Source organism: Croceivirga sp. JEA036, assembly GCF_011882165.1.
Classification (GTDB): domain Bacteria; phylum Bacteroidota; class Bacteroidia; order Flavobacteriales; family Flavobacteriaceae; genus Croceivirga.
The window spans coordinates 265926-276416 of the sequence record NZ_JAATON010000005.1 but is presented as its reverse complement, the minus strand read 5'-3'; the positions used below and the strand labels follow the sequence as shown (position 1 = coordinate 276416).

Annotated in this window: 11 protein-coding genes and 1 pseudogene; 7 read left to right on the top strand and 5 right to left on the bottom strand. The window is 35.6% G+C overall.

What is annotated here, in order from left to right:
- Window positions 1-141 precede the first annotated feature (141 nt).
- From HCO57_RS16765 to HCO57_RS14260, 4 genes are all read left to right on the top strand, one after another.
- A complete protein-coding gene (locus tag HCO57_RS16765; protein ID WP_262887826.1) occupies window positions 142-849 on the top strand; it encodes an alpha/beta hydrolase family protein in 708 nt (235 codons plus the stop codon).
- Between the two features lie 10 nt (window positions 850-859).
- Window positions 860-1042: an alpha/beta hydrolase family protein gene (locus HCO57_RS16760; protein WP_262887825.1), complete on the top strand. Its 183-nt coding sequence runs from the start codon at window positions 860-862 to the stop codon at window positions 1040-1042.
- Between the two features lie 201 nt (window positions 1043-1243).
- The gene (locus tag HCO57_RS14265; RefSeq protein WP_167989575.1) at window positions 1244-1489 is read left to right on the top strand and encodes an AbrB/MazE/SpoVT family DNA-binding domain-containing protein; all 246 of its coding nucleotides are present in this window, start codon (window positions 1244-1246) and stop codon (window positions 1487-1489) included.
- Window positions 1480-1803, top strand: a complete 324-nt coding sequence (locus tag HCO57_RS14260; protein ID WP_167989574.1) for a type II toxin-antitoxin system PemK/MazF family toxin — start codon at window positions 1480-1482, stop codon at window positions 1801-1803. The genes HCO57_RS14265 and HCO57_RS14260 overlap by 10 nt, the downstream gene beginning before the upstream one ends.
- Window positions 1804-1937: 134 nt before the next feature.
- Here the strand turns inward: HCO57_RS14260 and HCO57_RS16685 are convergent.
- A pseudogene (locus tag HCO57_RS16685) lies at window positions 1938-2108 on the bottom strand (IS110 family transposase); the annotation flags it as partial.
- A gap of 185 nt (window positions 2109-2293) precedes the next feature.
- Between HCO57_RS16685 and HCO57_RS14255 the strand changes: the two are divergent.
- Both HCO57_RS14255 and HCO57_RS14250 read left to right on the top strand, forming a co-directional pair.
- Entirely contained in the window at window positions 2294-2869 is a 576-nt protein-coding gene (locus HCO57_RS14255; protein ID WP_167989573.1) for a Crp/Fnr family transcriptional regulator, read from the top strand.
- 92 nt (window positions 2870-2961) lie between these two features.
- Window positions 2962-3450, top strand: a complete 489-nt coding sequence (locus HCO57_RS14250; RefSeq protein WP_136951077.1) for a hypothetical protein — start codon at window positions 2962-2964, stop codon at window positions 3448-3450.
- An 84-nt stretch (window positions 3451-3534) separates the two neighbouring features.
- Here the strand turns inward: HCO57_RS14250 and HCO57_RS14245 are convergent, their stop codons facing one another.
- Window positions 3535-4308, bottom strand: coding sequence for a DUF1080 domain-containing protein (locus HCO57_RS14245; RefSeq protein WP_167989572.1), 774 nt, complete (start codon window positions 4306-4308; stop codon window positions 3535-3537).
- Between the two features lie 178 nt (window positions 4309-4486).
- Here HCO57_RS14245 and HCO57_RS14240 point away from each other — a divergent pair, with 178 nt between their 5' ends.
- On the top strand, window positions 4487-4792 hold the full coding sequence (locus tag HCO57_RS14240) for a CCC motif membrane protein (RefSeq protein WP_317171175.1): 306 nt from the start codon (window positions 4487-4489) through the stop codon (window positions 4790-4792).
- A 229-nt stretch (window positions 4793-5021) separates the two neighbouring features.
- Here the strand turns inward: HCO57_RS14240 and HCO57_RS14235 are convergent, their stop codons facing one another.
- The 3 genes from HCO57_RS14235 to HCO57_RS14225 form a co-directional block, all read right to left on the bottom strand.
- Complete coding sequence (locus HCO57_RS14235) at window positions 5022-8027, bottom strand: ThuA domain-containing protein (RefSeq protein ID WP_167989570.1); 3006 nt, start codon at window positions 8025-8027, stop codon at window positions 5022-5024.
- Window positions 8028-8190: 163 nt separating this feature from the next.
- Complete coding sequence (locus tag HCO57_RS14230) at window positions 8191-9441, bottom strand: MFS transporter (RefSeq protein ID WP_167989569.1); 1251 nt, start codon at window positions 9439-9441, stop codon at window positions 8191-8193.
- A 103-nt stretch (window positions 9442-9544) separates the two neighbouring features.
- Window positions 9545-10225: a type 1 glutamine amidotransferase domain-containing protein gene (locus HCO57_RS14225; protein ID WP_136951073.1), complete on the bottom strand. Its 681-nt coding sequence runs from the start codon at window positions 10223-10225 to the stop codon at window positions 9545-9547.
- Window positions 10226-10491 lie beyond the last annotated feature (266 nt).

Below are 10491 nucleotides of genomic sequence, written 5' to 3'. Positions count from 1 at the left end.
TGGATTTTGAAACACCCAACCATGTACATCTAAACAAAAACAAACCGTACAAATCGTACAGAAAAAATAAAAAACAACTGGAATTTTTAACCATTTAATCTCAAAAAAATGGTCAACCTATTTCAGGACAAGACACAATCTATGAACAGAATCCTAACATCAATCATTTTCTCACTTTTTTTAAGTATTGGATTTGCTCAAAACGGAAAATTAATTTCTAAAAAATTGGTCGATATCTCAAAAACACCAATTTGGAATAGGATTTCCCAAGACAACGAATTGAAACCAAATTTTGAACACTTAAAAAAATTGGAATTCTATTTCATCACTTACGAGAGCGACGGACTAAAAGTCAAAGGCTTGTTAGTTGAGCCAAAGAAAGATGGAAAATACCCAGTTGTTATTTTCAATCGTGGTGGAAATAGAGATTTTGGCAAATTAACAGTTGCTTCATTAATAATGTACACTTCAAAATTAGCTGAACAAGGTTATGTAATTATTGGTAGTAATTATCGAGAAAAAGATGAATTCGGTGGAGCTGAAATTAATGACGTGCTGAATTTGACAGAAACCGTAAAGGAAATCGAAAAAGCTGACTCAAATTGTATCGGAATGTTCGGTTGGTCAAGAGGTGGAATGATGACCTATTTATCTTTGCAAAAATCGGACAAAATAAAAACCGCTATTGTCGGTAATGGAGCTTCTGACCTATTTGACACAACCAAGTTCAGACCAAAAATGGAAACCAATGTGTTTGCCGAATGTATTCCTGATTATTGGAACAATAAAGAATCGGAATTGAAAAAGCGGTCAGTGATTTATTGGGCAGATGAATTAGACAAACAGTAGTCTTTTAATTTTGTGTGGAACAAACGATAAAAGGGTAAATCCAGAACAAGCGGACAAAATTGCCAATAAACTAAAAGAAATTAAATATAATTATGAATTAAAAAAGTTAGAGACAGACCATTTTTTTTCGGAATATAGAACAGAATTAAACGAGATAGTGATAGAATGGTTTGATAAACGATTAAAAAAATAAAAACTACAGGCAACAACGTGTATAGCTCATTGCGGCTGAATTCCTAATCGGAATTCATTGCAACTTACTATCTTTCGGTTACGGCGGAAAATCATAGCTGATTTCCCGCAACGGGCCATACATAAAACCGTTGGCATTAATACGATTCGAATTTTGATTTTTCATTAAAATGTATTTACTTTGTAATAACATTTTAAAATTATGGAAACATCAATAATAAAAATCGGAAATTCAAAAGGACTTCGTTTAAGCAAGACCATTTTAGATAAATATAATATTAAAGACAAGGTTGAACTTATCCTTGAAAAAGGACAAATAATTCTTAAGCCAATTGCTTTGCCAAGAAAAAATTGGGAAATGGAATTTAAAAAAATGAGCGAGAACGGAGACGACAAATTACTCATGAACGATGTATTCGATGATGAAAACCTAGAGGAATGGATTTAAAACAATATTCAATCGTTCTTGTAAATCTTGACCCAACAATTGGAAGTGAAATAAAAAAAACAAGACCTTGTGTTATCATTTCTCCAAATGAAATGAATAAATATTTGAACACAATTGTTCTTGCACCAATGACAACGAATCTGAAAAAATATCCAACTAGAGTTTCTGTAAAACACAACGGAAAGGAAGGAATGATTGCTATCGACCAGATTCGGACAGTTGACAAAATCAGAATTATCCGAATTTTTGAAAATCTGACAAAATCGGAAATTGAGAAATGTAAAGCAGTATTAAAAGAAACTTATGTGGCCTAGAAAAAAGCACTGAAAGCTAACAAAGAACTGAGGTTAAAACCAACAAATTTCTGCATTAAATTTGAGACCTACTTATCTTGGACAGAATCCTACTATTTTTGGATTTTAGTTATTACAATCAGCTATTCTTATCCTTATCCGTTTATCCTGACCGGCACGTAATCTTCATCGTAGGGCAGGCCTGATTTTACTATTGCGAACGCCTGTTTCAATAGCTTGTTAGCTATGGCAATCAAGGCTAGCTTTTTGCTCTTGCCCTTGGCAAGGATACGCTGGTAGAGCATGCTACAACCCTTGTAATATTTACAGGCATTAAAGGCGCGTAAAAACAAAAGGTTTCGCAGTTTTTTGTTGCCCACCTTGCTAAAACTGCTCCGAGATTACTTTATCCCTAGGAACCCCTCCCTCTTGTAATAAGTGTTGGATTTCTAAGAGTTAGAACTAAAACACAAAAGACATTAATAACTTCAAAATTGTTTAATTTTAACACGTGCAAAAACTAAAAGAATATTTGGGGCAGTTTGGAGTGTTATCAGAAGAAAATTTGGAACTTTTGGTAAGTTTTTGTGAGCCAAAAACTTTAGATAAAGGGCAACCTTTACTACAAGTGAATGATAGAGTAGATAGTGTCTATTTTATAGCAGAAGGCTTTTTGCATTATTATACACATACGGAAAACGGAGCCCGAGTTACACTAAATGTAATCAGTCCAAACTATTTCTGGACCATGCTTAACGAGTTTATCAACCAAAAACAAACGCAAGATAGCTGTATTGCACTAACAAAAGTTTTCTATTGCGAAATTAAGAGGAAGGATTACAATGCTCTAAAAGAACAGAATACCACCATTGCCAACTTTATGCATAGTATTACTGAGCAAATTCTCTCTTTAAAAGTACTAGAGACAAATAAAAAATCTAAGTTAACGGTAGAAGAACGTTACATAGATTTGCTTGATACCAATCCAGAAATGGTACAGAAGGTTCCGGTAAGTATTATTGCCTCTTATCTCGGGACTTCTAGAGAAACGTTACACAGAATACGTAAAAAAATTGCAGCTATCTAAAAGTCATTAAAAACTAATTGTGTCAGTTGACACATTTTTTTTAATGCGGAAATTAGATTTTTATCAGGAGAAAAATTGATAAACCTGATACTATGAAAATGTTAGCTAAAATTGTACTGTTTGTGCTCCCAATAATAACCTTGGCACAACATAATCCTGAGAAAAGTTTTGAAGCTTCTGTAGTGCTAGAAACAAGCTCTGAAAATGCATGGAACGCTATAACTGATTTTTCTACTTTTAATTCTTGGGATAATAATGTGGTTGCGGTAAAATGTCCGGAAGATGTAAAGAGCAATCAAAGATGCCAAATGATTTCTAAAACTGGTGAAATTATTGAGGTTGAATTGGTAGATATTGTAGAGAACGAATATTATACCATACGATACAAAATATCTAACGGCAACTTTTTTATAAAACGTAGTTTAAATGGTAATGAAGCAGTGACTTTTACTGAAACTGCTTGGTTTACTGGTATTTCTAAAAAAACTTTTGAAAGATATAAGGGTGACGATTATGCCGCTTTAATGAGCAATCGTGTACAATCTTTTAAAACATATCTAGAACAAGATTTAGGCAAATAATATTCTTTATCCTTTTATAGTTGCAATGAAAAAAGGTTGCCCTTAAACAGGCAACCTTTTTTATGTATGTTCCTTATCAAAAAACTACAAAGTTCTAATTTTCATATTTCTAAACCACACCTGAAAATACCAGTTTTGCAATGCTATCTTACCTTTAGTGTGTTTTCCAAATTCTGGGAATTCACCAAACCTAGAGGCTGCCACTTGTGCGGACCATGACTTGGTTGTAAAATCTTCTTTGGCTGTAAGTATCCCATTTAAATAGAATTCAACCTTACCATCTTTCTGCTTTATGGTAGAGGTATTCCATTGCCAAGTTTCTTTTACTTGTACTTTGTTTATTTGTTTTTGAAACCCGTACAAACAACCCGGTGCCTTAGTTTCTGTTCCGTAATCCATATGGTCCGTATCTAAGATTTGATACTCTGGCCCTGAGTGATAAGTATTTAATATATCTGGCTGTTCTTGAACGTTGATAAAAATGCCACTATTACCCCTAGCCGCTATTTGCCAATCAAACGAAAACTCATAGTCTTCATAGGCTTTATCGGTCACTAAATCGCCCCAAACTTTAGACTGGTTTTTTGCATCACAAAACAGCATACCATCCTTTACCTGCCAAGCCCCAAATTTTGTAGAGTCCGCATTGTTATACAAGTGCCAACCGTTTAAACTCTTACCGTCAAACAAAAGCTCCCAGCCTTGCTCTTTTTCTATGGCTAATAACTTATTGTGTACTTTATTTTGTTCTGCTTTAGCTTTAGTATTCCATTCTGTAGAAACTTGCTTCTCTTTACGTTTGCACCCTATAAATACAATACACATCAGCATTACACATAAAAAGATTTTAGACTTCATTTTTTTCAGTTTAGTTCAAACAGTAAATTACTAATTTCTTAACTAAACCGTTAGTAGATTTCTTATATAAATTACCATTGTTTATATTTAACGTAACCAATCGCGTTTAAAACAAAATAATGCGCCTAAATAACTAACCAAAACCAATTATGGAAAAAAATCACTTAATACCGGGCTTATTTATGCCTTATCGCTTTTTAGTATATTCTTTTTCTGCTTTGGAGGTATAGCTATATTATTTGCCTTATCAGCATTTTTTATGGCCAAAAAATCAGAAAAAGTATACCATTTGAATCCAAACGCCTATGATACCAAAAGCTTAAAAAAGATTAAAAAAGGGAAGATTATTGCTATCATCGGTATTATTATTAATCTATTTATTATAGGAATTACTATTTGGACATTAACAACTATTGGTTGGGATGCCTGGTCTGCAGAGTTTGTCAGAAAATGGAATGAAGGCTTGGAAAGCTCTGGATATTAAATAATTAAAGTATATTATAATTTAGATTGATTTTATAACTCATTATCACCGTAAATTGACTTACATATTTCTTTAACTAAAACCGTTATGCAATCTAAAATTTCTTTGAATGGGAAGTTGAAATCACATTCTCATGGAAGCCTACATTAATTTGAAGTAAATAAAAGAAGAAGGTCTGGCAATTGCCCGACCTTCTTTGCATTGATGGGTGATAAGTATTAGTGAATGTTTATTCTTTCTTGCGCAATACCACAGCATTAGTCGCTGTTAAAGGCAAGGTATTTTCTTTACCATCGTCTGTATAGCTGGCAGAAAGTATAAAAACTCCCGTTTTTGCTCTGTCTTCTGGCACAACTTTCCCTGTTAAAGGTAAGCTTTCTTTTTTAGTTTTATCTACCGTTAACGATTCTATGTAGCTGGCTATCTGTCTGGCTTCTAATTGACTTACATCTGGGTGAGCTGGCATTTGCACTTCTCCCCAGACACCAGAACCGCCGCCAATTATCTTAGTCATTAAATAATTGGTACTACCTCTTTGTTTGGCATACTTAATAGAGATATCTTGATAGGATGGTCCTATAGAACTTTCTTTTTCTTTATGGCAACTTTTACAATCTAAGGATTGTGTTAAGGCTTTTCCTGTTACTTCTCCGGAAACTTGCTGATGACCATAATTCATATCTACTTTATCCATCCCTTGTTGGTAGTCCACACTAACATATACGTTTTCCGGTTTTACTTCCCCATCTGGGTCATCTACGGTTACTTTATAGGCTATTGGCTTTCCAGGTTGGTACGTCTCAGTAGTCCCATCTGTTAGTTCAATCCAGACTTTTGGTCTTTGGTTCCCTACTACAATGGTTTTATCTGTACTCCTTACCTCTTTACCTTCTGCATCTTTTACCACCAAATGCAATTTGTAAACACCAGCATTTTCGTAGGTATAAGAAATGTTGGCTTCTGGAGTTTCTTTTTCGGTTCCATTGCCAAATTTCCATAGGTATGTAAGCGCATCTTCTTCCCTATCATAAGCCTTTGCATTAGCTTCTAAGGTAAATGGTACCGCTCCTGCATCTGTATTAATGGTGAATTCTTCTAAGACCGGCTCTCTATTTCCTGGATTAAATTCTATATAGGATAAGCCACTATCGGGATTGGCAGTAAACCAGCCTTTACCATATTCTAATAGATACAAACGCCCATCTGGACCTAGCTCCATGTCTATTAAACTATTAATTTCTACTTCTGGAGCAAAGGGTTCCATTTTATTGAATGAGCCATCTTCAAAAAGCGTCACAGCCTTCATCCAACCTCTTATCCAATCATAAACTATGACTTTACCATTATAGTAAGTAGGTAATCCACCACCGTTTTCATATAAGTCAGAATAAAACGTTGGGCCTGCCATAGCATTTCTTCCACCTTGCGCTACTTGTGGAAATTGTCTAGTCTCTGCGTAAGGATAATATACATATGCAGGCTGCGCCGGTGGCAATTCTCTAAGACCTGTATTGTTTTTAGAATCGTTTATTGGGTTTTTGGGGTCAAATTGAGGTCCACTCTCCCCTGTTGCGTAATCATAATCAAAATATGCATAATTATTACCAACAAATAAAGGCCAGCCAAAGTTACCAGGTGCACGTGCTTGATTAAGCTCATCATACCCTCTTGGGCCTCTATTTTTAAAATTATCCTTAGGTGCATCTGGCCCTACGTCTCCCCAATACACGTAGCCCTTTTTTGGGTCTACAGAAATACGGTAGGGATTTCTATGCCCCATGGTATATATTTCTGGCCTTGTTTTATCTGTACCTTCTGGAAATAAATTTCCTTTGGGTATGGAATAGGTACCGTCTTCGTTTACCTTAATACGTAATATTTTACCTCTTAAATCATTGGTATTACCAGAAGAACGTCTGGCATCATATTGTTCTTTCCCTGGTAAATCGTTTAAAGGAGCAAAACCATTATTCGTATACTCAACCCCTTTTTCATTGAATGGTGTAGAATTGTCTCCTGTAGATAAGTACAAAAGGTTATCTGGTCCAAAAGCAATAGAACCTCCAGTATGGCAACAAATTTCACGTTGACTTTCTACATCTAAAATCACCTGCTCTGTTTCCATTTTAAATTCGCCCTCTATGAACTTAAAACGAGATAATCTATTTACCCATTCGTCTCCCGTAGGAGAATAAAATACATAAACCCAATGGTTCTCTTCATAATTTGGGTCTTTCTGCAAACCCATTAATCCTTCTTCCGCATTTACTCCGCGTGCCTCTAATGCTTTGTGGTACACATCTAGCAAAGCAACTTGTTTTACAGCCTTGGTTTCTGCATTGTACCACAAAATTTCTCCTCGCCTTTGTGCTATTAAAACATCATTATTGGGTAAAATAGTCATCTCCGTAGGCTCATAAAAACGCCCAACCGCTAGTGGAACTTTGGAAAAACGGTCTGTATCTGGTGGTATCTGTGTAGTCACCTTACTATAATCCAATTCTAGGTTATCGCCTATGGCATAAGTAATACCACCTAATAGATGTTTTAAGAAAAATTCCTCCTTAAAACTTTCAGAAGTATGCCCTCCTGCCGTGTAAAATGCTCGGCCACCATCAAACTCATGATACCAAGCCATAGGGTGATGGTCTCCATTTTTACCACCTTCATATGTGCTTTCATCAATTGTTAAAAGCACATTGACCTCAGGATTCAAGTTTTTAAAATTATACATTTCATCTTTTCTTCTCCAGATACTATCCGTGAAAAAATTGGTAGCGGGGTGTTGCGTATCTTTTACGATAAAGTCTGCTTCTGGAGTACCTCTTGGGTGACTCAAAAATTGCCCACCCACAAGTTTGGTATACCAACCCCAATCGTACTCCGTATCTGTAGCTGCGTGTATCCCTACAAATCCGCCACCAGCTTGTATGTAGCGTTCAAAAGCAGCTTCTTGTTTGTGGTCTAGCACATTGTTAGTGGTGCTTAAAAATACAATTGCCGAATATTGTTTTAAATTTTCATCCGTAAACAAAGTAGCTTGGGTGGTCGTATCTACCTTAAAATTATTTTTGGCCCCCATTTTTTGCAATGCAGTAATACCATCCGGAATGGATTTATGCGCAAAGCCCATGGTTTTAGAAAATACAAGGATTTTAGGGTCCCCTTCCCGCTTTTTACTACAACTTACAGTTAATAGTATAATGGCAGTTATCGTTAGCAGTAATTTTTTCATACCCCAATGTACTAGTTAAATCACTGGCAACGCAAAGTTTTCGTAATTATAGTACACGTGGTGCCCTATCCCTTATCCCAATTTATTGATGTTTTATAGGGCGAAAGGGTTTTCGTAAAATCAAGAAGCTTATCGCACTAAAAAAAGCAAGATTTTACCTTGATTACCTATTATATTTTCTATGATACAGAATACTAAAAAATGTACCTAAAGCAGAAAAAACAAATAACATCCAGAAAACCAATTGATGACCAACAGCTCCAGGATACGTATCTAGCAAATACCCGTACGCAGGACCAGCAAATATGTCTGGTGTATATCCTATTAAAGAAATTAAACCAACGGCAGTACCTGTAAATGCTAAGGGTATTCTACCAATTCTTAGAATAGAAAAATACAATGCTCTACACGCATAGACACCAACACCTACGATAAAAACAGAAATAAAAAACAAAATACTAGTAGTTGGAGTAATTATACCTAAACCAAATAATAGTCCCCCAACCATACAGACTATAAATCCTAGGACTAAAATTAGGGTAATTTTAAAGCGGTCCACAATTAGGCCTAAAGCAATACCTGTTGCGGGTCTAAGAAATTGCAAAAAAGTACCCACTTGAGCGGATTGTACCATATCCATCTGCATTACTTCTTCTGCATAAAGACTGATTACATCTGTTATTTTGTATCCTACGTAACCACAGCAAATAATAAGCATCAACAACCAAACCGACCGTAGTTGTAATACTTCTTTAACCTGATGCCAAGAGATGCGCTCTACTTCTTGTGTTTCTTTTTGGTCTGGCAATTCCATAAACTTCCAAACTAAAAATCCAATCAATAGAATTAAACCAGAAGACACATAAATTACCCGACCAAAAGCAACTCTTTTAGCTTCTTCACTTTCATTACCCGCAGTTTCTGGCAATACTAAGGTAAAAATTAGTACTCCTAGCAAACCAAAAAGTGCTCCGGTCAATCCCCTTCCACCATCTAAAAAACTAAATGCTTTACCTTGAGAATTTGCACCACCCCAAACACGGGTGGCTTTTATCATGGGAGCCCAAAATAGAAAGATTGTGGTAAAACCCCACCAACCATATAGCAATTGTAAGCCCCATAAATCTGGAAATTGCGCATAAACAAACCCTGCCAAAGCTGTAAGCCATAAGGCTACAGCAATTAATTTTTTAGGAGGATATTTATCTGCAATAGGACCGCCTAATAGATATGAAAGCATGGCTACGATACCATAAATTGAAAAGCATATTCCCAATTCTACATTATTGACCTCAAAAGCGGCCATCACCGTTGGTCTAAAAATACGGGTAATTACAAAAGGTAATATAAAAATTGCTTCCCCAGACAAAATGAGTAAAGCAAGATATAACCAGTGATTGCGGGAGTCATCCAAAACGGAAGAGAATATTGATTTTTTCTAAAAATGGATATAATAATTGAAAAGCACAAAAAAAGCGCAGGAATTCCTGCGCTTTTCACTATCAGTTGCGGTATTCCTAATTCAATCTCCTTAACAACATTTCCGCAACCAATTCTGATGAAGCTGGGTTTTGACCTGTAATCAAAAGTCCGTCTTCTTGGGCATAAGCAGCCCAATCTTCTTTTTTAGAGTAAACCCCTCCGTTTTCTTTCAACATGTCTTCCACCAAAAACGGCACTACTTCTGTAAGTTGTACTGCTGCTTCCTCTGTATTGGTAAATCCAGTAACCTGTTTTCCTTTTACCAAAGGTTCTCCGTTTTGGTCTTTTACATTCTTAAATACAGCTGGTGCATGGCATACAGCAGCAACAGGTTTATTACTATTGTAGAAATTTTCTATCAATTGCACACTGTCTTGGTCTTCTGCTAAATCCCATAACGGTCCATGCCCTCCTGGATAAAATACAGCATCATAATCAGCAGCATTTACCGTGTTCAGTTTTTGTGTATTCGCCATGGCATCCATGGTTTCTTTATCCTCAAAATAACGCTTAGTAGCAGGAGTTTGAAAATCTGGTTCATTACTTTTTGGGTCTATTGGTGGTTGCCCACCTTTTGGTGAGGCTAAGGTTACGTTTACTCCTTTATCTTTTAATAAGTAATAAGGAGCAGCAAACTCTTCTACCCAAAATCCCGTTTTTTCTCCCGTATTTCCTAGTTCATCATGACTAGTTAAAACAAACAATACATTTTTCATATTTCTTTTTCTTTTTAATTATCAATTATTTAGACTACAAAATTAAAAGCTTAAAACTTGCTTTCCATTGATGTAGGTCAATATTCAAATATTTATTATTTGTTTAAGATTGAGGTTCGTTATCGAAATAAAAGGGAACGCTATCGCTTCAATTTGCGTTAACAAGCTTTTAAGATATACGATGCCTGTTTTTGGTATCTTTAGGCGACTAATTAATCCAATGCTAAATGATAAAAGACAAGTTGTCTTGCCCAGGTATGCCGCCT

Excerpts from the sequence above, each read along its gene's own strand:
- HCO57_RS14260 (WP_167989574.1), top strand. The coding sequence starts at position 1,480 with ATGGATTTAAAACAATATTCAATCGTTCTTGTAAATCTTGACCCAACA.
- HCO57_RS14235 (WP_167989570.1), bottom strand. The coding sequence starts at position 8,027 with ATGAAAAAATTACTGCTAACGATAACTGCCATTATACTATTAACTGTA.
- HCO57_RS14245 (WP_167989572.1), bottom strand. The coding sequence starts at position 4,308 with ATGAAGTCTAAAATCTTTTTATGTGTAATGCTGATGTGTATTGTATTT.
- HCO57_RS14250 (WP_136951077.1), top strand. The coding sequence starts at position 2,962 with ATGAAAATGTTAGCTAAAATTGTACTGTTTGTGCTCCCAATAATAACC.
- HCO57_RS14225 (WP_136951073.1), bottom strand. The coding sequence starts at position 10,225 with ATGAAAAATGTATTGTTTGTTTTAACTAGTCATGATGAACTAGGAAAT.
- HCO57_RS16765 (WP_262887826.1), top strand. The coding sequence starts at position 142 with ATGAACAGAATCCTAACATCAATCATTTTCTCACTTTTTTTAAGTATT.
- HCO57_RS14265 (WP_167989575.1), top strand. The coding sequence starts at position 1,244 with ATGGAAACATCAATAATAAAAATCGGAAATTCAAAAGGACTTCGTTTA.